Source organism: Tessaracoccus rhinocerotis (genome assembly GCF_007197885.1).
Taxonomy (GTDB): Bacteria; Actinomycetota; Actinomycetes; order Propionibacteriales; family Propionibacteriaceae; genus Arachnia; species Arachnia rhinocerotis.
Window position 1 is genome coordinate 1 of sequence record NZ_VKKG01000026.1, and the last position, 386, is coordinate 386.

Sequence of the window (386 nt, forward strand, 5' to 3'; positions counted from 1 at the left end):
CTAGCATTATAAAATATAGGTGTATTATAAATTTTCCATTCTCTAGCCATTTTTTCCATATATCTTTATATTCGTCATAATTGATATTGTTTTGAGGGTTCTGTTGCAAAGTTGAATTTATAATATAATTTTAACAAAAAAGAGTCTTCTGTATGAACTATTTCAGATATAAACAATTTAACAAGGATGTTATCACTGTAGCCGTTGGCTACTATCTAAGATATGCATTGAGTTATCGTAATATATCTGAAATATTAAGGGAACGTGGTGTAAACGTTCATCATTCAACGGTCTACCGTTGGGTTCAAGAATATGCCCCAATTTTATATCAAATTTGGAAGAAAAAGCATAAAAAAGCTTATTACAAATGGCGTATTGATGAGACG

The 386-nt window shown here is 29.8% G+C and carries 1 protein-coding gene; it reads left to right on the forward strand.

Translation table 11 applies throughout. The features are described from left to right. Positions 1-152 precede the first annotated feature (152 nt). The coding region (locus FOJ82_RS15970; protein ID WP_143939486.1) for an IS6 family transposase at positions 153-386 on the forward strand (234 nt) is incomplete at its 3' end.